The 20772-nt window shown below is 64.8% G+C and carries 16 protein-coding genes and 1 pseudogene; 14 read left to right on the top strand and 3 right to left on the bottom strand.

Going from position 1 to position 20772, the window contains the following annotated elements:
• Positions 1 to 190 precede the first annotated feature (190 nt).
• Entirely contained in the window at positions 191 to 721 is a 531-nt protein-coding gene (locus ACLLJI_RS18770; protein ID WP_434615520.1) for a TadE family type IV pilus minor pilin, read from the top strand.
• A complete protein-coding gene (locus ACLLJI_RS18765) occupies positions 718 to 1245 on the top strand; it encodes an Rv3654c family TadE-like protein (protein WP_434615517.1) in 528 nt (175 codons plus the stop codon). The genes ACLLJI_RS18770 and ACLLJI_RS18765 overlap by 4 nt, the downstream gene beginning before the upstream one ends.
• Here the strand turns inward: ACLLJI_RS18765 and ACLLJI_RS18760 are convergent.
• On the bottom strand, positions 1211 to 3592 hold the full coding sequence (locus ACLLJI_RS18760; protein ID WP_434615514.1) for a DEAD/DEAH box helicase: 2382 nt from the start codon (positions 3590 to 3592) through the stop codon (positions 1211 to 1213). The two genes, ACLLJI_RS18765 and ACLLJI_RS18760, sit on opposite strands and share 35 nt — an antisense overlap.
• Before the next feature lie 198 nt (positions 3593 to 3790).
• Here ACLLJI_RS18760 and ACLLJI_RS18755 point away from each other — a divergent pair, with 198 nt between their 5' ends.
• From ACLLJI_RS18755 to ACLLJI_RS18720, 8 genes and pseudogenes are all read left to right on the top strand, one after another.
• Positions 3791 to 4255: a hypothetical protein gene (locus ACLLJI_RS18755; RefSeq protein WP_434615512.1), complete on the top strand. Its 465-nt coding sequence runs from the start codon at positions 3791 to 3793 to the stop codon at positions 4253 to 4255.
• A 28-nt stretch (positions 4256 to 4283) separates the two neighbouring features.
• Entirely contained in the window at positions 4284 to 5168 is an 885-nt protein-coding gene (locus tag ACLLJI_RS18750; RefSeq protein WP_434615509.1) for a rhodanese-related sulfurtransferase, read from the top strand.
• 115 nt (positions 5169 to 5283) lie between these two features.
• On the top strand, positions 5284 to 6405 hold the full coding sequence (locus ACLLJI_RS18745) for a DUF7059 domain-containing protein (protein ID WP_434615506.1): 1122 nt from the start codon (positions 5284 to 5286) through the stop codon (positions 6403 to 6405).
• Between the two features lie 227 nt (positions 6406 to 6632).
• Positions 6633 to 9383 (top strand): type I DNA topoisomerase, encoded by a 2751-nt coding sequence (topA, locus tag ACLLJI_RS18740; protein ID WP_434615503.1) that lies wholly within the window; start codon positions 6633 to 6635, stop codon positions 9381 to 9383.
• 207 nt (positions 9384 to 9590) lie between these two features.
• Complete coding sequence (locus tag ACLLJI_RS18735; RefSeq protein WP_434615500.1) at positions 9591 to 10583, top strand: Ppx/GppA phosphatase family protein; 993 nt, start codon at positions 9591 to 9593, stop codon at positions 10581 to 10583.
• A 6-nt stretch (positions 10584 to 10589) separates the two neighbouring features.
• Positions 10590 to 11403, top strand: a pseudogene (locus tag ACLLJI_RS18730) (sugar phosphate isomerase/epimerase family protein); the annotation flags it as partial.
• A gap of 374 nt (positions 11404 to 11777) precedes the next feature.
• A complete protein-coding gene (gene proC / locus ACLLJI_RS18725) occupies positions 11778 to 12614 on the top strand; it encodes a pyrroline-5-carboxylate reductase (protein WP_434615498.1) in 837 nt (278 codons plus the stop codon).
• 108 nt (positions 12615 to 12722) lie between these two features.
• Positions 12723 to 13781: a glucose 1-dehydrogenase gene (locus ACLLJI_RS18720; RefSeq protein WP_434615495.1), complete on the top strand. Its 1059-nt coding sequence runs from the start codon at positions 12723 to 12725 to the stop codon at positions 13779 to 13781.
• 71 nt (positions 13782 to 13852) lie between these two features.
• On the opposite strand, the gene ACLLJI_RS18715 is transcribed toward ACLLJI_RS18720, so the two are convergent.
• Positions 13853 to 14551: a potassium channel family protein gene (locus ACLLJI_RS18715; RefSeq protein ID WP_283558998.1), complete on the bottom strand. Its 699-nt coding sequence runs from the start codon at positions 14549 to 14551 to the stop codon at positions 13853 to 13855.
• On the bottom strand, positions 14544 to 15950 hold the full coding sequence (locus ACLLJI_RS18710) for a TrkH family potassium uptake protein (protein ID WP_283558997.1): 1407 nt from the start codon (positions 15948 to 15950) through the stop codon (positions 14544 to 14546). Before ACLLJI_RS18710 ends, ACLLJI_RS18715 begins: the two co-directional genes overlap by 8 nt.
• A gap of 163 nt (positions 15951 to 16113) precedes the next feature.
• Between ACLLJI_RS18710 and ACLLJI_RS18705 the strand changes: the two genes are divergently transcribed.
• From ACLLJI_RS18705 to ACLLJI_RS18690, 4 genes are all read left to right on the top strand, one after another.
• Positions 16114 to 17325 carry an acetoin utilization protein AcuC gene (locus ACLLJI_RS18705; protein WP_434615490.1) on the top strand — a complete coding sequence of 404 codons (1212 nt, stop codon included), beginning with the start codon at positions 16114 to 16116 and terminating at the stop codon, positions 17323 to 17325.
• 94 nt (positions 17326 to 17419) lie between these two features.
• Entirely contained in the window at positions 17420 to 18079 is a 660-nt protein-coding gene (locus ACLLJI_RS18700) for an ArsR/SmtB family transcription factor (RefSeq protein WP_434615487.1), read from the top strand.
• Between the two features lie 182 nt (positions 18080 to 18261).
• Positions 18262 to 19602 carry an NADP-specific glutamate dehydrogenase gene (gene gdhA, locus ACLLJI_RS18695; protein ID WP_434615484.1) on the top strand — a complete coding sequence of 447 codons (1341 nt, stop codon included), beginning with the start codon at positions 18262 to 18264 and terminating at the stop codon, positions 19600 to 19602.
• 143 nt (positions 19603 to 19745) lie between these two features.
• Positions 19746 to 20750, top strand: coding sequence for an acetylxylan esterase (locus ACLLJI_RS18690; RefSeq protein ID WP_434615481.1), 1005 nt, complete (start codon positions 19746 to 19748; stop codon positions 20748 to 20750).
• Positions 20751 to 20772: the final 22 nt, after the last annotated feature.

Raw genomic sequence — 20772 nt, 5'->3', positions numbered from 1 at the left:
CGGCCACTGTCGCTGACGGAACTGGAAAGGGATCGTTTAAATGGAACCCGCCGCAGGGGCGGCCCGGAACGATCCAGGAGGATCAGATGGCAAAGCCAACAGGAATACGAACCGACGAGGCAGGGAAGGAAGGCCCAGCCGAGGTGCGAGGCTTCCTGCTCGGCATCATCCGCACCGCTCTGAGTCTGCCGTGACGTTGGGTCCAGCGAGTGGTTTCGGGTGCGCTTGGAACAGCACAGGCGAGGGGCCCTATAGCCGGCCTGCTTGTCAGCGGAATTTTGTGTCATGCCACGTTCGGGGCGGTCGGCAGCGCGGGTCCGTTACGGCCGAGTTGGCAGTTGCACTACCGTCGCTGACCGTTCTCTTGGCACTGCTGTTGCTGGCGGCGCTGATCGGGGTGACACAGCTGAGACTGGAAGAATCTGCGCGTTCCGCAGCACGTGCCCTGGCACGGGGAGATCCAGCAGCCACCGCCGTGGCAGCCGCCAGGCAGATCGCTGGACATGACGCAGAGGTAACTGTCAGTAGAGCGGGCGGCTATGTCCGAGCGGAAGTCAGTATTCGGGTCTCCGGCCCGCTATCGGGTCTGGTGAGTTGGCCTCTGACCGCGGATGCGGTGGCAAGGCAGGAATCTGTGCCGGTCGCGGTAGCGGTAGAGCTGGTTCCGCAGAAGAGCTGGCATAACGGCGGCAGCGACCCATCGCCTGGACCAGGACCATGACTGCGGCAGGTGTCGGCACTATGTCCAGCGCGATGACGCGACTCAGGTCCAGCTCGATGACGCGACCCAAGTCCTGCCCTGTGACGGGTCCGGGAATAGTGACTGGATCGACGACTCCGGCCCAGGCCAGGCGTCCCGGTGCCCCGGACTGCGGTTCGGGCACCGTCCTGACCGTTGGATTAGCGTTGGTCCTGCTCATGCTGCTGGCAGCGCTACTTCTCCTGGCTCAGGCCGCCATCGGGGCGGCCCGGGCCGCAACCGCAGCCGATCTTGGAGCCTTGGCAGGCGCCGATGCGGCCCGGAACATCATTACCGGTGAACCATGCGGCGTAGCGGAAGACATCGTGGTCCAGCATCACGCCGTAATGGTCAGCTGCATCGTGGGAGGTCCTGACGGGGAGATCGTGGAGGTCAGGACGAGGGTCATTCTGGCGGGTCCGTGGGGAGCGGCAACCGGGCACTCTCGTGCAGGACCACCGCCTAATACGACTACTGCGCCGTGGCGCCACGCCGGTGCTCGCTGAATGGTGGTGTCCCGTCGGCTACGGCCGCTCCGGCCAGCAGAATGTCGATCAGCTGCACGGCGCCTCCCTTGTCCAGAGGATTGTTCTTATTGCCACATTTTGGGGATTGCACGCAGGACGGGCAGCCGGCGTCGCATTCACAGGCGGCAATGGCATCACGAGTGGCCCTAAGCCAGATCCGTGCGGCTTCAAAGGCACGCTCGGCAAATCCGGCCCCGCCCGGATGCCCGTCGTAGACGAAGATGGTCGGCTGACCGGTATCCGCGTGGATTGCCGTGGATACTCCGCCCACGTCCCAGCGGTCGCTCGATGCAACGAGCGGGAGCAATCCGATGGCGGCATGTTCAGCAGCGTGCAGGGCCCCCGGAAACTGCGGTTCCGTCAGGCCACCCGCGAGCATCGTCTCGTTGTCCAAGGTGAACCAGACCGCCTTGGTGAACAGGTCATGGGCGCCCAGATCGAGGGGTTCTTCACCGAGCACCTCGTTGGAGACAAACGCTTTGCGCTGAAAGGAGACGACCTGCGTGGTGACCTGTACCTCGCCGAAATGGATTTCGACCGGGCCCCAGAGTTCGTGCCGTAGAGAACGGAGGACCTCGATCTGGGTGACGTCCCGGGCCGTGGTGTAGTAGTCCGGGTTGCCTCGCCTGACCACGGCACAGTGGTCCTGCTCGTTGAGTTCCTCGACCACAAAAGTTTCACCTTGATGGACATAGACGGCGCCCTGGTGAGCCTGGTAATGGGACTGGGGCGAATCCATCGTGCCCAGCAGCGAGCCGGTGTCCACGTCGACAATGCTGATCGGGCCGCCGCCGTCGGCCCTGAGATTGACCATCCCCGCAGCGCTCTGCGGATGGGTCCAAAACCAGCCTGCAGGCCGACGGCGCAGGTAGCCATCCTTGACCAGTTGGTCCAAAAGCTTCAGCGTTGCCGGCCCGAACAGCTCCAGGTCCCCTGGTCCCAGCGGAAGCTCTGCAGCGGCAGCGCACAGGTGCGGACCCAGGACATAGGGGTTGGAAGGGTCAAATACGGTGGCTTCCACCTGAACATCGAAAATGGCTTCGGGGTGGTGAACGAGATAGGTGTCCAAGGGATCATCGCTGGCGACGAACGCGGCTACGGCGTCCTGCCCGGCGCGGCCAGCGCGGCCGATCTGTTGGAATAGGGATGCTCTGGTGCCAGGCCACCCGGCGATCAGTACGGCGTCCAGGCCGGAGATATCGATGCCCAGTTCCAGCGCGGACGTGCTGGACACGCCCAGCAACTCACCGGAACGGAGGGCCTTCTCTAAGGCACGTCGTTCTTCCGGTAGATAGCCGGACCGGTAGGCCGCGATGCGCTGGGGAAGGCTGTGGTCCACCTCGTCCAGCAGCCGCTTGGCAATGCCTGCGATGGTCTCGGCGCCCCGTCGGGACTTGATGAAGGCGATGGTGCGGATCCTGGCCGAGACCAAATTGGCCATCAGATCGGCGGTTTCGGCGATGGCCGTGCGCCGCGCTGGGGCGCCGTTTTCGCCTTTGAACTCCATTAGGGCAGGCTCCCAAAAAGCCACCGTGGTGGAGCCGTGCGGAGAGTAGTCCTGCGTTAATCCGGTCACAGAAGCCCCGATCAGCCGGCCGAAAGACACCTCAGGGTCGGATGATGTGGCCGAGGCCGCAATGAAGACCGGATCGGCTCCGTAGTATGCGCAGATACGGCGCAGCCTGCGCATCAGATTGGCCACATGGGAACCGAAGACGCCGCGGTAGCTGTGGGCCTCATCGATGATGACGAATTTCAGCCGCCGGAAGAATCCGGCCCACCAGATGTGGTTGGGCAGCACGCCAAAGTGCAGCATGTCAGGGTTGCACAGGACAAAGTTGGCATGGTCCCGGATCCAGCGACGCTCGGCGGTATCGGTGTCGCCGTCGTATGTCGCCGCCCGGATGGTGGGCAGGTGCAGGGAGTGGATGGCAGCGTACTGATCTGCCGCGAGCGCCTTGGTCGGGGAGAGGTACAGCGCCACAGCACCGTCCGGATTGATTTTTCCCGGTTCCGCCAGCACCCTGAGCTCCGCGCGGTGAACGGCGTCCAGTGCCGGCAGCTGGTAGGCCAACGACTTGCCGGAGGCCGTTCCGGTGGCAATGACGACGTGCCCGCCGTCGTGGGCCAGCTGGGCGCCTTGGACTTGGTGCCGCCACGGCTCGTGCACGCCCAAAGCGGCGTAGGCGTCGATGATGTCGGGATGCACCCAGCCGGGCCACGGCTCCGTGACGGCCGTCCGGGCCGGGATTTTCCGCACATGCTGGAGCTGCTCCGGAGCCGGCCCGCGGCCCAGCAGCGGGATCAGTGAATCATCCAATGCCACCCATGTATTCTGTCACCCGCCGTCCGGCACGCCATGCCGCCGGCCGCCCGCATCCACGCCGCCCGAACCCCACGCCGCCCGAACCCCACGCCGCCCGAACCCCACGCCGCCCGCATCCCACGCCGCCGGCCGTCCGGCACGGACGCTGCTGGGCAGCCCGTGGCGGTGCATCCGGCGAGGGTTTGGTTCAATAGGGAGATGAAATCCTCAGAGGCCGACCTGAATCGTGAGCCGTTTGCCGTGCCGGGGTCCTATCTGCTGCTCCTCACCGGCGCCATCGCGGCGCTGCAGTTGAGTGCACAGTACCTGCGCGGCAACATGGTGCTGCTGATCGTCGTGTTCGCCTCCGCGGCCGCGGCCGCGCTCCTGACGGCGAAGCTGCTGGCGCGCTCCGGGCCGTTCCCCCGGATGTGGCCGACGGCGAACTCGGTGCCGGGGATCAAACGCGGCGGCCTGGGCCTGTTGCTGGCCATGGTGTTGTTCTTCCTCCTTCCGCCGGTGGTGATAGCGATCCTGGGGCGGCTGCTTTCGGCTTTGCCCATGCTGCTGCAGGCGGTGCTGCTGTGGTTGGTGCTGGTCGGCGCTTTGGCCCTCGCCTACCGCGGCGTAGAGGCTTTCTTCAACCGCAGAATACGCCGTTTCGCCGCGGCGACGCCCGGCTGAATTTGCCGCCGGCCCGTAGGCTTGAACCGTGGCTTTGAACCGAATTGTGCTTTTTTACTGCTTCACCCCCGTCGCGGACCCGGTCGCGGTCCGGCTTTGGCAGCGTGCGTTGTGCGAAAAGCTGGGCCTGCGCGGGCGCCTCCTGATTTCCCGCGATGGTATCAACGCCACCGTCGGTGGGGAGCTGCGGAACGTCAAACAGTATCTCAAGACAACCCGCGAATACCCCGGATTCAAAACCATCGACGTCAAATGGTCGGACGGGTCAGCGGAGGACTTTCCCCGGTTGAGCGTGAAGGTCCGGGATGAAATCGTCAGTTTCGGCGCGCCAGGAGAGCTGAAGGTGGACGGGGCTGGCGTCGTCGGCGGAGGAACGCACCTCAAACCCGAGGAGCTGCACACACTGGTCGCGGATAAGGGCAACGACGTCGTTTTTTTTGACGGGCGCAATGCCTTCGAAGCCCAGATCGGCAAGTTCAAAAACGCGGTGGTGCCGGATGTGGCCACCACCCATGACTTCATCAAAGAGCTTGATTCCGGCAAATACGACGGGCTCAAGGACAAGCCGGTGGTGACGTACTGCACCGGCGGTATCCGTTGCGAGGTGCTCAGCTGGCTGATGGTCAACCGCGGTTTCAAAGAGGTCTATCAGCTCGATGGCGGGATCGTGCGGTACGGCGAAACGTTCAAGGACGCCGGGCTCTGGGAAGGCTCGCTCTACGTCTTCGACAAGCGGATGCACCTTGAATTCAGCGAAGATTCCAAGACCATCGGCGTTTGCGTGCGCTGCGATGGCCCGACCAGCAAGTTCGAAAACTGTTCCAACCCCGACTGCCGCAACCTGGCGCTCTACTGTGCCGGGTGCGCGGCTGGCCCGGAAACACTGCTCTGTCCGCAGGGCTGCGCGGTTTAAGCGGTAGGCTGCCGAGGCACCTCTGCCCGGTAAATGAGTCGGGCCAGCGCCGTCGGTCCAAGGCAGCCGGCGGCGGAGCCGGTCCGCCGTCCGCAGCTGGGCTGCCCATAAACTGATGACTGTGACTGATTTTGCTAACGTCCCCGACGCCCCTGTCAGCGAGGATCCGGCGTTGCTCGCGGCGCTGGCACGGGACCTGACCGCGCTGGGCTACACGGTCGACGGCGTCGAGGCACTGTTGGGCGTCGAGGCGTACCAGGCGTTTACCCGGGACCAGCCCGTCCCGGCGCTGCTGAAAACCCGGGACGACGACGGCGGCTTGGCCGCCGTCGTCAGGCTCTGGCTGCTGGCGGAGCCGGTGGCGCGCGGAACGCTCGCTGCCGCTCTGCCGGAATCCGGCGTGGATGCTCTGCTGGCACTGCGGCTGGTGGACGCCGATGGGCCGGACGCGCTGCGCGCCGCCGTCGACCTTCGGCCCTATGGCTGGCCGGCGAACGACGACGGCAGCGGCGGGGCGGAGCTGTGGGTGGCGAGTGACCTTGCCGCCCATCAGCGGCCCGGCGTGCTGCGCCGGGATCACGTGCTCGGCATCGGGCAGGCCTCGCTGACCCTGGCGCAAAGCATCGTCCGCACCCCGGTCGCGCGTGCGCTGGATGTGGGCACCGGCTGTGGTATCCAGACCTTCCACCTGCTGCACCATGCGGACCAGGTGGCGGCGACCGATATTTCAGAGCGGGCGCTCGCCTTCACCCGATTCAACCTGCTGCTGAACGCCGTCGAACTCCTGCTGGAAAAATCCGCCGGACCCCGGATCCGACGCTTCGAGGAGATTCTGTACCCGATAGAACAGCCGGTCGGCCCGCACCTGGGCGCCGCCGTCGGGCATGCCGACTGGCTGGCCGGGCTTGCACCGGGCCGTCTGCAGGACACCCGACTGACCGTGGCCGAGGACGTCACCGAAGAACGCCACCAGCGTCCCGGGGCCGAACATCCCGGGGTGATTCTGCTCCGCCAGGGTGCCGGGCTGCGCCGTACCAATCTGCTCAGCACGGAACTGGCCGGTTTTGTCTCGGTCTGCGATGGCGAACTAACGGTCGGGCAGATCATTGGGGCGCTGGCGGCGCTGCTGGGCCGGGAGGAGGACGGCAGCGCATCCGACAGCTTCACCCACGGGCTGCTCGAGGAGATCCGTCAGCTGATCCTGGACGGCTTCCTCCTCCCCATCACCCCCAGTTGAGCCCCCGCCCCAACCGAACCGCCCTTCCCAACTGAGTCGCATTTGTTGCACTCAAAACGCGATTTGAGTGCAACAAATGCGACTCAGTTGGGAAGGGGAGACGGCCAGATGGCCGTGGGCCCGGACGTGCAGTTAGACGGGCGAATGCACGTTGGGTGAGAAAATATGGTGAACTAGGCTCTCGGGGGCTGAGTCTGCCCACCTAACCTGTCCCACGTAGGAGTACCGTGCCCACCAAGGCAACAGCTGCCAAGCCGAAGTCCGGCAAGAAGCTAGTCATCGTCGAGTCACCCGCCAAAAGCAAGACCATTGGCAAGTATCTTGGCGAGGGCTTTGTGGTCGAGGCATCCATCGGCCACATCCGTGACCTGCCGCAGCCTTCAGACCTCCCGGCGGAGCTGAAAAAGACCTCCATCGGCAAGTTCGCCGTCGATCTGGATAACGACTTTAAGCCCTACTATGTCGTCTCGCCGGACAAAAAGAAGAAGGTCGCCGAGCTTAAGGCAGCGCTCAAGGACGCCGACGAACTCTATCTCGCAACTGACGGTGACCGCGAAGGCGAGGCCATTGCCTGGCACCTGCTCGAGGTGCTCAAACCCAAAGTCCCTGTATATCGGATGACGTTTGCGGAGATCACCAAGGAATCCCTGCAGCGCGCCCTCGGCAATCTGCGCGACCTGGACACGGATCTGGTGGATGCGCAGGAGACCAGGCGCGTCCTGGACCGTCTCTATGGCTATGAAATTTCGCCCGTTCTCTGGCGTAAAGTTTCCCGCGGGCTCTCCGCGGGACGGGTGCAGTCCGTCGTCACGCGGATGGTGGTGGTGCGTGAGCGTGAGCGGATGGCTTTCCGGTCCGCCTCCTACTGGGATCTGGCGGGCACCTTCACCCCGCTGACCTCGGACGAGGCTTTCCGGGCCAAGCTGGCGTCCCTGGACGGCCAGCGCGTCGCCTCGGGCCGCGATTTCAACGACGCCGGCGAGCTGACCGGCAAAAACGTGGCACATCTGCGCGAAGAATCTGCCAAAGCCATAGCGTCGGCCCTGGAAACGGCAGATTTCACCGTCCGGTCGATGGAGCATAAGCCCTACACTCGTCGTCCGGCCGCACCGTTTACGACGTCGACACTGCAGCAGGAGGCGGGACGTAAGCTGCGTTTCTCGTCCAAGAGCACGATGCAGGTGGCGCAGCGGCTGTACGAAAACGGGTACATCACGTATATGCGTACGGATTCCTCGGCGCTCAGCGACGAGGCCGTCAATGCCGCGCGCCGGCAGGCAGCGGAGCTGTACGGAACGGAGTTTGTGCCGCAGGCCAAGCGCGTTTACGCGAACAAGAGCGCGAACGCGCAGGAGGCGCACGAGGCCGTCCGGCCCGCTGGAGACTCCTTCCGCACGCCCGCTCAGGTAGCCAGTGCGCTTAAGGGCGACGAATTCAAACTGTACGAATTGATCTGGAAGCGTACGGTCGCCTCGCAGATGGCGGATGCCAAAGGCTCGACGGCGACAATCCGGCTGGGCGCTGCGTTTACCGGGCCTTCCGGGAACCAGGACGCGGAGTTCTCCGCCTCCGGAACGGTGATCACCTTCCGGGGCTTCCTGGCCGCCTATGAAGAGGGCAAAGACGAGGTCCGCGGTTCGGAGGATTCGGACGCGGACCGCCGGCTGCCGAATGTCAAGGAAAACGACGCCCTGCGTGCTGCCGACGTGGCCGCCCTGGGCCACGAAACCTCGCCTCCCCCGCGCTTCACCGAGGCTTCGCTGACGAAGGAAATGGAAGAGCGCGACATCGGCCGGCCGTCCACCTACGCGTCCACGCTCTCCACCATCATGGACCGCGGCTATGTCCGCAAGCAGGGTTCGGCGCTGGTGCCCAGCTGGGTGGCGTTCTCCGTGGTCCGGCTGCTGGAGCAGCACTTCACCGATTATGTGGACTACAAATTCACCGCCGGCATGGAAACCGGCCTGGACCGCATCGCCAAGGGTGAGGAAGTGGGCGCCAACTGGCTCAAGCACTTCTACTTCGGCGACGATCACGACGCCGGCTTGCTGAACATTGTGAACAATCTGGGTGAGATCGATGCCCGGGAGATCAATTCCATCCCGATCACGGACGGCATCACCCTGCGGGTCGGCAAGTTCGGGCCTTATCTGGAAAGCTCCGTCCCCACTCTGGACGAAAAGACGGGGGAGATCATCGAGTCCGCCCGGGCGAACGTCCCCGAGGATCTTGCTCCGGATGAGCTCACCGCCGAAAAGGCCGTAGAGCTGATGAACACCGCCGCGCCGGAGGAACGCGTGCTGGGGACTGACCCGGCGACCGGGCGTTCCGTGGTGGCCAAGAACGGTCGCTACGGTGCCTACGTGACCGAGATCATCCCCGAGCCGACGGCTGAGGAACTGGCGAATGCTCCGGTGGAATATTACAAGAACGGCAAACCGAAGCCACCGAAAAAGCCCGTCAAAGCCAAGCCGCAGACCGGCTCCCTGTTCAAATCGATGACGGTTGAAGAGGTCACCTTGGATCAGGCTCTGCAGCTGATGAGTCTGCCACGGGTGCTCGGGGCCGATGCCGAGGGCCATGAGATCACGGTGCAGAACGGCCGGTTTGGTCCCTACCTGAAAAAGGGGACAGACTCGCGCTCTATCGGCACCGAAGAGGAGATCTTCACGATCACCCTCGAGGACGCGCTCGCGATTTATTCGCAGCCCAAACAGCGCGGTGCCCGGGCCGCGGTGCCGCCGCTTGCTGAATTCGGTGAGGACCCCGTCTCCGGCAAGGCAATTGTGGTGAAGGAAGGCCGATTCGGCCCGTACATTACCGACGGCGTCACGAACATTACAGTTCCCCGGGACACGTCCATGGAGGAACTGACGCGTGAACGAGCGGTGGAGTTGCTGGCGGACAAGCGCGAGCGGGGCCCGGTCAAACGGACCACCAAGGCGCCGGCCAAGCGCAAGGTCGCGGCCAAGAAGTAGGGACCGCGCCTTGGACGGACGACGGCGGCTGGCTGAGTCGTACGTAACAGCTAGACTCCGGAGTTGTGCCTTGGATTTGGACGGATGCCGCGGGAATTTCGCCGGCATCTTTCCATTTCCACGGCACCATGCACCGCCCCGGCGGGGTCCCTTCACCGAGCAGGCGTTGGTTAACGCGGCAACGCCGGGACGCGCAATAATTGGCACATGCGACTTGGCGTCCTCGACATTGGTTCAAACACGGTCCACCTGCTGCTTGTCGACGCGCACCCGGGTGCCCAGCCGGTGCCCTTTGCCTCGCACAAGCGCTCGCTCTCCCTGGTGCAGTACCTTGATCCGGAGGGCAACATCAGCGATGCCGGGCAGCATGAATTGATCGAATTCATGCTGGAAGCCTGGGAATTCGCCGCCAAGCACAAGGCGAAGGACCTGCTGGCATTCTGCACCTCGGCCATCCGGGAGGCCACCAACGGGGCCGAGGTACTGGCCCGCGTCCAGCGCGAGACCACCATCGCCTTGGAGGAGCTCACCGGGGAAGAGGAAGCGGAGATGACGTTCTTCGCCGTCCGGCGCTGGTACGGCTGGGGAGCCGGCACCATCCTGAACCTGGATATCGGCGGCGGTTCGTTTGAAATCGCGATGGGCCAGAACGAGCTTCCCGCTATCGCCAACTCGGTTGCGCTGGGGGCCGGCCGCCTGACGCTGGACTGGCTGCCGGAGGATCCACCCAGCGCCAAGAGCGTGAAGGATCTGCGCAAACACATCCGGGCCACGCTTAAGGAACCCGTGGCGCAGACCCTGAAACTCGGGACTCCCAACCTCGTCACCGGCTCGTCGAAGACGTTCCGTGCGCTGGCGCGCATCACGGGCGCCGCGCCCAGTTCCATGGGTCCGTATATCCGGAGGGATTTGCTGCTCTCCGATCTGGGACTGTGGACGCAAAGACTGGCGGCGATGACCGCCGCGGACAGGCTTCATCTGCCCGGCGTCTCCACCGCCCGCGCCCACCAGGTGCTGGCGGGTGCCTTGGTGGCGGAGGCTGCGCTGCAGCTGTTCAATGTGCAGAGCGTGCAGATCTGCCCCTGGGCGCTGCGGGAGGGACTGATCCTTCGCCGGCTCGATCAGTTGGTTTTTGACGGCCCGCTGGCGCCGCCTGCCCATATTCCGTTACGTCGAAATCGCTTGGCTGAGGCAGGTTAGGAAGTGATGGCCGAGGCGGAACGCGCCCTGGGCCGGCCCGAGCCGAGCGCTGACAGGCATATCCCGGTGGCCCTTTCGAGCGCCTCGGTCTAGCCGCTCACGGTCCATGACGCGTTCGCCGTAGCCGCCGATCCGGGGTACGACGGCGTTGAGGTGATGGTGACGCACAACGCCGTCAGCCAGAATACGGACGCCTTGATCAGCCTCAGCCAGCGTTACGGGCAGCCCGTGCTTGCCATCTATGCCCCACACTCCTGCTCACACAGCAGGTCTGGGGCAGCGCCTGGAACAAGATCGAGCGCTCGGCGCAGATCGCCGTCAAGGTGGGCGCCGCCGCCGTCGTGGTTCACCCGCCGTTCCGCTGGCAGAACGACTATGCCGAAACGTTCGGCCACGGGGTGCGCGATCTCGCCGAGTCCTACGGGATCCGGATCGCGGTGGAGGATATGTACCCCTGGCGGGTGCGCGGACGGTAGGCGCCGGCGTACCTGCCGCACTGGGACCCGATCGGGCAGGATTACGACGACGTCACTTGGGACCTGTCGCACGCCCCCTCCGCGGACGCGAGCAGCCTCGACGCAATCAAGGGGCGGGGACCCGGCAGCGGCATCTGCCTCTCACGGACGGAACGGACTCCGGCAAGGATGAGCACCTGGTGCCGGGCTACGGTCGGCAGGAATGCGTTGAGGTGCTGACGTATCTGTGCGAACACGGGTTCGACGGCGCCGATGTCGCCTAGATATCGACGCGTAAGGCCAAGGGGGCCGGGGAGCGCGAGGAATGGCTGGCGGAAACCCTGCAGTCTGCCCGCCTTCATCTGGTCCAACTGCGGGCGAGTGACCCTGGTCCCCGGCCCGGTCTCCCCCTCGGACCGTTAGCCCGGGCTCCTCAAGGAACCTTAAAAGCGAAAGCGCCGGAAAGCCGTGAGCCGATGATTGGGGGGAAACATCGGCGGACTCTCCGGCGCAATGATCGGAGCCGGCAATCCGGAGCCGATCGGTTATCACTCGCACCTTTATGGGGTAGTTACTACAGTAATGAAGGATTCTGAGCGCGACCTGTCGACAGGCTGGGAATTGACTGCCAATAGAAGGCCCGCAGGGGCGCATTGCCGTCCCGCAGGACCCGCATTGAGGTAGCGATTGAGGTAGCGCGGGGCCCACGCTGAATCGGTGGTTGTGAAAAGATGGCTGCATGATCAATAGAATCGCTTTTCTTGGCTGCGGGTCCATGGGCGAGGCAATCCTCGCCGGCCTGCTCGGCTCCGGGCTCAAGCCGTCATCCGTGGTGGCAACCGTTCGACGTGTCGAGCGGGCGGAGGAGCTGGCCTCCCGGTACGGCATCACCGCTCTGGCCGGTGCGGAGGAACCGGAGGCCAACCCGCTGGCCGTGCAGGGCGCCGATGTGGTGATTCTGGCCGTCAAACCCGCCGGTATCGCTCAGCTGTGCCGTGAGGTTGCGCCAGCGCTGGCGGCAGGAACCGTGCTGGTCAGCGTGGCGGCCGGCGTTTCCCTGGCCCAGCTGGCTGCGGCTTTACCGCAGGATCAGCCGGTGATCCGATCGATCCCGAACACGCCGCTGAAGGTGCGCCGCGGCGTCGTCGCCCTGTCCACCGGATCAGGGACCACGCCGGAACAGTTGTCCCTGGCCCACGAGGTGTTCGTTTCCTCGGGCCTGGTGCTCGATGTGCCCGAGGAGCAACAGGACGCCGTATCCGCCATCAGCGGCTCGGGGCCGGCCTACGTTTTCTATCTGGCGGAAGCCCTGGCGGCCGCCGCGCAGGAATTCGGCCTGGATGAGGACACCGCGCGGATGCTGGCCCGCGAAACGGTGGCCGGTGCCGGTCTGATGCTCACGGAGCCCGGGGCGGATCCCGCGGTGCTGCGCCGCGCCGTCAGCAGCCCCGGCGGCACCACCGAACAGGCGATTGCCACCTTCGAGGCGCAGGGCCTTCCGGCCATCGTCGCCGCCGGGACGAAGGCAGCGGCCGCGCGGGCGGCGGCGATCACCGAGGATCTGGCGGGCCGCTAGTCAGCTGTGAATTTCCCCTGTTGCCGGTGACTATGGGATCTGTCCGGGTCGGTAAGTATGCTGAGGTTCTGGCACCTCATACCCCCGTACCTCACTAGGAGGAGCACCGTGCAGGCATTAACTATCGTTCCCGGTACGAAAGACTCGCTGGAATTACGGAACATTCCCGCCCCTGACCCCCACGAAGGCTCAGTTCTAGTGGCGGGGCTGGCCGTGGGGCTGTGCGGGACCGATGTGGAAATCATCGATGCCCAATACGGCCAAGCTCCCGAAGGCTCCTCCTTCCTGGTCCTGGGCCATGAAAATATCGGCAGGGTGCTTGAGGCTCCGCAAGGATCGGATCTGAGCCCCGGCGACCTTGTGGTCGGTATCGTCCGCAGACCGGATCCGGTGCCCTGCAAGGCCTGCGCCGCGGGCGAATGGGATATGTGCCGCAATGGCCGGTACACCGAGCATGGGATCAAGGGGTTGCACGGCTTTGCCAGGGAGCAGTGGCGGGCGGATCCCGATGCGCTGGTCAGGCTGGACAGGTCCATGGCGGACATCGGCGTGCTTCTCGAACCCACCACGATTGTGGCCAAGGCATGGGAACAGCTTGACCGGATCGGCAGCCGGGCGTTCTTTGACCCGAAAACAGCGGTGGTGACGGGTGCAGGACCCGTGGGGCTGCTGGCGGCACTGCTCGGCAGCCAGCGCGGGCTGGAAGTCCATGTTTTCGACCGGGTGACAGACGGACCGAAGCCCGGCTTGGTCAGGGATCTGGGCGCGGTCTATCATACGGACTCACTCGCGGAGTCCGGCGTCAAAGCCGACGTCCTGCTCGAATGTACCGGCGTCCCGTCCGTGGTGATCGAGGTGATGACGTGCGGCGCGACAGACGCAATCGCATGCCTGACCGGCGTTTCCAGCACCGGGAAGACCACTGCTGTGGACGTCGGCGCGATGAACCGCCAGGCGGTCCTGGGTAACCAAGTGGTCTTCGGCAGCGTCAACGCAAACCGGCGTCATTACGAGGCGGCGGTGGAGGCGCTCGGCAGAGCGGATGCAGCATGGCTGGGCAGGCTGATCACTCGGCGGGTTCCACTGGCGGATTTCCGCGAGGCCTTCACGCACGGCGCCGGGGATGTCAAGGTGGTGCTGCAGATCCAGGCACCCAAGACTGCGTAGTCCCTGCTGGTGCGGCGGAAGCGGGCCGACGTCCGGGCGGCGCCGCCCCAAAGGGGCAGCCCGTCCGGATGTCAGGGACGGGCCGCGAAACGCTCCAACAGATCCACATGTCCGGAGACGATCAGCATGTCGCGTCCGGAAACCTTGGTGTCCGGCTGCGCGTAGGTGAAATCCTCGCCGGGTGATTTCACACCCACCACGGTGATACCATATTTGCTGCGGACCTTGGATTCGGCCAGGGTGAAGCCTTGCGTTTCCGTCGGCGGGTACATCTTCACGATGGCAAAATCGTCGTCGAATTCAATGAAATCCAGCATCCGCCCGGAGACCAGGTGCGCGGCGCGGACGCCGGCATCCGCCTCCGGATAGATCACATGGTTGGCGCCGATCCGGGTCAGAATCTTGCCATGTGACTGGGTGATGGCCTTGACCCACAGGTGCTCAATGCCCAGATCCACCAGGTTCACGGTGATCAGCACACTCGACTCAATGGAAGTGCCGACGCCGACGACGGCGGAGGAGAAGTCCTGCGCGCCCAGCTGGCGCAGCGCATCGATGTTGGTGGCGTCGGCCTCCACCACGTGCGTGAGCGTCCCGGCCCACTTCTGCACCAGGACCGGGTCCCGCTCGATGGCCAGAACCTCCCGGCCCTGTTTCACCAGTTGTTCCGCGGTGGCGGCGCCGAAACGGCCGAGCCCGATCACCAGGACGGGGGCGTTATGCGACGGGCGATTGGAGTTGGATCTGTTGGAGCTGGATTTTTCAGCCAATGATCGGCCTTTCTTCCGGATAGTGGAACAGCTGACGGCGCTGGCGCAGAGCAAGCGCCGCGGCAAGCGTGATGCTGCCGATGCGGCCGGCGAACATGAGAACCGACAGGACATAAACCCCCGCCGGGGGAAGCTGAGAGCTCAGCCCGGTGCTCAGTCCTACCGTGGCAAAGGCGGAGATGGCCTCAAAGAGCACCCGGTCCAGGCTCTGACCGCTGATGGCCAGCAGTGCTCCGGTGGCCACCATGACCAGCGTGGCACCCATCATGATCACCGAGATCGCCACCCGCAGGATACCCTGTGGGATGGTGCGACCGTAGATCTTGACATCATTGTCGCCGCGCGCCTCGGCCATGATGGCCAGGAACATCACCGCCAGCGTGGTGACCTTGATGCCGCCTGCCGTTGAGGCAGAGCCACCGCCGGCGAACATCAGCGCATCGGTGAGCAGCATGGTGGAGGAGTTCATTTGGTTCATGTCCACCAGATTGAATCCCAGCGACCTGCTCATCACGGAGGCGAAGAGCGCGTGCGTGACCTTGTCACCCACACCCATGGAGCCGATGGTGGCCGGGTTGGACCATTCCATGAACCCCCAGAGAAAGGCACCTGAGACCAGCAGAATCAGGGAAACCTGGATGGTGAGTTTGGTATGCAGGTTCCAGCGCCTGATCCGGAACCCCGAGCTCAGCAGAACCATCAGCACCGGGAAGCCGAGACTGCCGATAAAGCCGCCCAGCATCAGTGGTGTCAGCACCCAGAGGTCGTTTTCATAGGGGACCACGCCGTCCGATTGCGGGGTGAATCCAGCGTTGTTGAAGGAGGAAATGGAGTAGAACACGGCATGCCAGATTGCCTGTGGGAAACTCTCGCCCAGGATCATGAACCGCGGCACGAGCATCAGGGCCAGCGCGATTTCGATGCACACGGACGTGGTGATGACGATCCGCAGCAGCGTACCGACCTCGCCGAGCCGGCCGGCGTTCATGGCCTCTTGGGCGATCAACTTGCCGCGCACACCGAGTCGCTTGCTGACCATGAGCGCCATCAGTGAGGCCAAGGTCAAAATCCCCAGGCCTCCGACGAAAATGCCGATCAGGATCACCAGCTGGCCGAAGAAGGTCCAGTGCAGTGCCGTGGACACGGTGGTGAGACCTGTGACGCAGACGGCTGAAACCGCCGTGAAGAGTGCATCGTGGAAGGGTGTGACCTTGCCGTCCGCCGCGGAGACGGGCAAGGACAGCAGGCCGGTGAACAGCAGAATGACCAAGGCGAAGACAATCAGTGCCAGCCGCGCCGGTGAGCTGTTGGCCACCCTGTCCACGAAGTCGCGGACAGCGGTGAAGCCGAAGCGGGCGGAGGTCTTAGGTCGGTGCCTGACATTTTGACTCTTGGTCATGCGTGTCCTGTCCCTCCTGCCATCCTGTTCGGTGCCGCGGCACGCGCGGCGAACCGGCGTAATTGCTCTGTTGAGTAGTCAACCACCTTTCCGGCGCGGATTCCGCGGGATGCACGGGAGCTGCGGGAAGCGCGCGGCGTCCCAATTGGGTAGCCTGTGAGAGATGTCATCGATCGCGAGCACCGGGCCAACGGCCGTCCCGACCAGCATAGTCTGGAGCGAGGCCATGATGGCCTACAACTTTGGCGCCGATCACCCGATGGCGCCGGCCCGGCTGGAGCTGACCGCCCGCCTTGCCGATGCGCTGGGCCTCTTTCACCGGCCCGGGCTGGAGCTGCTGGAACCAGCGGTGGCCACGGACGCGCAGCTGGGCACCGTGCACAGCCGCGACTACATTGCCGCCGTGCGCCGCGTCAGCCTCAATCCGGACCACCCCGACGAAGCCCGCGGTCTGGGCACCGAGGACGATCCGGCCTTCGCGGGCATCCATGAGGCCAGCGCGCGGCTGGCAGGCGGTTCTTGGGCTGCTGCTGAAGCCGTGCTGTCCGGGAATACCGTGCACGCGGTCAATTTTAGCGGCGGTATGCACCACGCCAGCCGGGACAAGGCCAGCGGCTTCTGCATCTACAACGACGCGGCGCTCGCCGTCCAACGCCTGCTCGACGGCGGCGTCCGGCGGGTGGCCTATTTGGACATCGACGCCCATCACGGTGACGGAACCCAGAGTATTTTCTGGAACGATCCGCGGGTTCTGACCATCTCGCTGCATGAAAGCGGTCTGACCTTGTTTCCGGGCACTGGATTCGCCAATGACATTGGTGGTCCGGACGCTCCGGGAACCGCCGTGAATGTGGCCCTTCCCCCGCAGACCGGTGACGCAGGCTGGCTGCGCGCCTTCCACGCCGTCGTGCCTCAGCTCGTGGAGGCCTTCAAACCGGAGATCATCGTCAGCCAGCACGGCTGCGATTCGCACAAGGACGATCCGCTGACGCATCTGAACACCAGCGTGGACGCCCAGCGTGAGGCTGCGCTCGGCATTGCGCGGCTCGCGGCCAGACTCTGCGGGGATCGTTGGATTGCCACCGGCGGCGGCGGTTACAACGTCACCAGCGTGGTGCCGCGGGTCTGGAGCCACCTGATCGCCATTTCAAGCGGGGTCCCGCTGCCGCTGAGGACCGTGGTCCCGCAGCCCTGGCGGGATTATGTGCTGGAGAGATACGGCCGGGCAGCCCCGGAACTAATGGGCGACGGCGTCGATCTCTGGTGGCGCTCGTGGGAGGTGGGGTACAACCCCAACGACGCGGTGGACCGCACCGTGATGGCAACCCGCAAGGAAATCTTCCCGCTGTACGGTCTGGACCCGTGGTTCGACTGAACGGCTGGTTCGACTGAACGGCTGCGTGCCAATAGCCTGCCAACGCCAGGGAAGGACGGATGCCCTCGGGCGCATATATCGCTAGGGTGGTGGCATGGTGAATGACGATGTTTTTGCGGTTATCGCGGAGGCGACCCGGCGTGACATTCTGGCTTCGTTGAAAGCGGGGGATAAGGCTGTCGGGCAGCTGGTTGAGGAGCTCGGCGCGAGCCAGCCTACCGTTTCCAAGCACCTGCGCGTGCTGCGCGAAGCCTCCCTGGTCACCATGCGGGCTGAAGGGCAGAAGCGTTTTTACGCGCTCACACCTGACCCGCTGCGTCTGGTGCGCAGCTGGTTGGCGGAGTTCGACGGCTGCGCGGCCGGCCCGGGTGCGAACGAATCGGCCGTCCCGGTGACCGTCGACGGTACCCGGTCGGCCTCCGACGGACTGCGGACGGAAGCCCTTACGCCGGCAGGCCAGCAGACTTCAGCACAGTACCGCGTCCCGGTGCGGGAGCCGCGTTTGCGCGGAGAGCCTGAGCTGGCGCCTGACCGGGAGCCCGAGAGGGCACCGGACCGCGGCCGGGAAAGGACCCCGGACCAGGCGCCGGCGCTGCCGGCGGCAGTGACGCTGCCGGTCGTCCTCGGACCCGACACCGTGCTGGGTACGGACGGAACAAGGCCCCAGCAGCTCGGACGGACGGTGGGGCGGGCGGCCTACAAGGCCGCCGATCTGTTGGCGAATCTGCCGAAATTCGGCCGGCGCAAAGACTGAGTCCGGCCGGGCAAGGGATTATGTGACGTGATTTCCACCGCGGCCGCTACCGGAATCCGTCTCACACAGTGACCGCGATTCGCATGTAGGACCTCCTGGCTGGAACCATGGAAATGAATTAATCCGCCGTTCGCGCAGACGCACGGCTAGTAGCAGCCACATGATTTGTATAGGGGAGACCTATGGACGGAAGACTCGGAACCATCCGGGACCAGGTATTGGCCCGCAACCCGGGGGAACACGAGTTTCACCAGGCAGTCGTTGAGGTCTTTGAAAGCCTCGGCCCGGTGCTCGACAAGCACCCCGAGTTCCTGGATGCTGCGGTGCTGGAACGCCTCTGCGAGCCCGAACGCCAGATCATTTTCCGCGTACCGTGGACGGACGACGCCGGTCAGGTCCAGATCAACCGGGGCTTCCGGGTGGAGTTCAATTCCGCGCTGGGACCGTTCAAGGGCGGTCTGCGCTTTCATCCGTCCGTGTACCTGGGGATCGTGAAATTCCTTGGCTTTGAGCAGATCTTCAAGAACGCGCTCACCGGGATGCCGATCGGTGGCGGCAAGGGCGGCTCCGACTTTGACCCCCGGGGCAAATCCGATGCGGAGGTCATGCGCTTCTGCCAGTCCTTCATGACGGAGCTGTACCGCCACATCGGCGAGTACACTGACGTTCCCGCCGGGGATATCGGCGTGGGCGGTCGCGAGATCGGTTATCTCTTCGGACAGTACAAGCGGATCACCAACAGGTTCGAGTCGGGTGTGCTCACGGGCAAGGGCATGTCCTGGGGTGGCTCATTGGTCCGCCCGGAGGCCACTGGCTATGGAACGGTGCTCTTCACCCAGGAAATGCTGAAGACGCGCGGCCAGTCCTTTGACGGTCAACGCGTGGTGGTATCGGGCTCCGGAAATGTCGCCATCTACGCCATCGCCAAGTCACAGCAGCTCGGCGCGAATGTGGTGTCCTGCTCCGATTCCGCCGGCTACGTGGTGGACGAGAAGGGCATCGATGTTGGGCTGCTGCGGCAGATCAAGGAAGTCGAGCGCGGGCGTCTGAAGGACTACGCGGCCCGCCGGGGATCCGCCGTCAGCTATGTTGAAGGCGGATCCGTCTGGGACGTTCCGGCGACCGTGGCGCTGCCCTGCGCCACCCAGAACGAACTGGATGCTGCCGCCGCGGCGGTCCTGGTCAAGAACGGTTTGCTGGCGGTGGCCGAAGGCGCGAACATGCCCTGCACCCGCGACGCGGTGGCCCTTTTCCAGGAAGCGGGGATCCTCTTCGCACCGGGGAAGGCGGCGAACGCCGGGGGTGTGGCCACCTCTGCCCTGGAAATGCAGCAGAATGCCAGCAGGGACTCCTGGAGCTTCGAGCACACCGAGGCCCGGCTGACCGATATCATGGTTGGCATCCACGACCGCTGCGCGCAGACCGCGGACACGTACGGCTCGCCGGGCAATTACGTGGTGGGCGCGAACATCGGTGGCTTCGTCAAGGTCGCGGATGCGATGCTGGCCCAAGGCCTGATCTAGCCGCTCGGCCCCTCCCGGCTCCAACCGCCTCGGACCCTCCCGGACCCCGCATCCAGGTCCCACCTCGCGCCCATGTTTCGCCCGGACATGGGCGCGAAGTGCACCATCGATCAACCTGCCGGCCGCCAACAGGAAAGCCACCCATGCCGCTCTCTGACTATCCGCTGGAACAGCTGCGGGACTACACCTCGGCGGCCAGCAGGCCGGCGGACATCGACGGATTCTGGGATGCGACAATCGCCGCGGTCCGCGCCTTCCCGTTGAATGCACGGTTCACCCCCGTGGATAACCACCTGACGGTCATCGATACCCTTGACGTGTCGTTTTCCGGCGCCGACGGCGCACCCATCAAGGGCTGGCTCCACCTGCCCGCGCACCGTGCCCCGGAAGCCCGGCTTCCCGTCGTCGTGCACTATGCCGGCTACTCAGGCGGACGAGGCCTGGTCAACCAGGACACCAGATGGGCACAGGCCGGCTACGCGCACTTCATCATGGACACCCGGGGACAGGGCTATGGCGGGATCTCCGGTGAGACGGCCGATCCGCACCCGTCCGCCGGAGAAGTGGCCTACGCCGGGCTGATGACGCGGGGGATCCGCAGCAAGGAAAGCTACTACTACCGGCGGCTGTACGTCGACGCGTTCCGAGCCGTGCAGGCGGCGCAGGCGCACCCGGAGGTGGATGCGTCCCGCGTGGTGCTCGCCGGCGTCAGCCAGGGCGGCGGCATCACCCTCGCCGTCGCCGGGCTGGCAGCCGGCCGGCTCGACGGCGTCATCGGAGCCCTGCCCGATGTGCCGTTCCTGCAGGACTTCCCGCGGGCCATTGATATTGCTCCGCGCGGACCATACCAGGAGATTGCCGGCTTCCTCAACCGGCACCGGGACCGCTATGAGCAGGTTCTGCAGGTGTTGAATTATTTCGACGGCGTACACCTGGGCCGCGCGGCGACCGCGAGAGCGTTGTTTTCGGTGGCGCTGATGGACGATATCTGCCCCCCATCGACGGTGTTTGCCGCCTACAACGCCTACGGATCCGAGGCGGCAACGCGCAAGGAACTGGAGATCTACCGCTTCAATAACCACGAGGGTGGACAGGAGTACCACTGGATCAAGCAGCTGGAATTCGTCGCGGAGTTGCTGACCGGTTAGAAACCTGGCTATGGTGGGGCCA

It is taken from the genome of Arthrobacter sp. A5 (assembly GCF_051131705.1).
GTDB lineage: Bacteria > Actinomycetota > Actinomycetes > Actinomycetales > Micrococcaceae > Arthrobacter_M.
This window is presented reverse-complemented; position numbering and strand designations above follow the sequence as displayed.

Coding starts and splice junctions, on each gene's coding strand:
- ACLLJI_RS18765 (WP_434615517.1), top strand. CDS start 718: ATGACTGCGGCAGGTGTCGGCACTATGTCCAGCGCGATGACGCGACTC.
- ACLLJI_RS18755 (WP_434615512.1), top strand. CDS start 3,791: ATGAAATCCTCAGAGGCCGACCTGAATCGTGAGCCGTTTGCCGTGCCG.
- ACLLJI_RS18745 (WP_434615506.1), top strand. CDS start 5,284: ATGACTGTGACTGATTTTGCTAACGTCCCCGACGCCCCTGTCAGCGAG.
- ACLLJI_RS18735 (WP_434615500.1), top strand. CDS start 9,591: ATGCGACTTGGCGTCCTCGACATTGGTTCAAACACGGTCCACCTGCTG.
- proC (WP_434615498.1), top strand. CDS start 11,778: ATGATCAATAGAATCGCTTTTCTTGGCTGCGGGTCCATGGGCGAGGCA.
- ACLLJI_RS18710 (WP_283558997.1), bottom strand. CDS start 15,950: ATGACCAAGAGTCAAAATGTCAGGCACCGACCTAAGACCTCCGCCCGC.
- ACLLJI_RS18705 (WP_434615490.1), top strand. CDS start 16,114: ATGTCATCGATCGCGAGCACCGGGCCAACGGCCGTCCCGACCAGCATA.
- ACLLJI_RS18700 (WP_434615487.1), top strand. CDS start 17,420: ATGGTGAATGACGATGTTTTTGCGGTTATCGCGGAGGCGACCCGGCGT.
- gdhA (WP_434615484.1), top strand. CDS start 18,262: ATGGACGGAAGACTCGGAACCATCCGGGACCAGGTATTGGCCCGCAAC.
- ACLLJI_RS18690 (WP_434615481.1), top strand. CDS start 19,746: ATGCCGCTCTCTGACTATCCGCTGGAACAGCTGCGGGACTACACCTCG.